The organism is Actinomadura sp. NBRC 104425 (assembly GCF_030269545.1).
Lineage (GTDB): Bacteria > Actinomycetota > Actinomycetes > Streptosporangiales > Streptosporangiaceae > Spirillospora > Spirillospora keratinilytica.
The window spans coordinates 1-256 of sequence record NZ_BSTN01000154.1 but is presented as its reverse complement, the minus strand read 5'-3'; the positions used below and the strand labels follow the sequence as shown (position 1 = coordinate 256).

Genomic DNA, 256 nt, shown 5'->3' with positions numbered 1-256 from the left:
ACCAACGCCCAGAAGGCTGCCGCCGAGGCAGAGCTGCGCAGGGCCGAGGCGCCCCAGCACCGCGTCCTGACCCCTGAGCAGATCGAGAAACTGATCAGCGCGTTGGGCGGGCTCGTCTCGGCCCTCAATGCGGCCACACCGGAGGAGCGCCGGGAGGTCTACCGCCGCCTCGGCATCCGGCTCACGTACCACCCCGGAAAACACGAGATCCGGGTGGAGGCGAACCTCGACCCGGATCGGATCGCCGCGCCCCATG

General features: G+C 70.3%; 1 protein-coding gene. It reads left to right on the top strand.

The features are described 5' to 3' along the window. A partial coding sequence (locus QSK22_RS33525; RefSeq protein WP_285498543.1) for a hypothetical protein occupies positions 1 to 256 on the top strand: 256 nt, incomplete at both ends.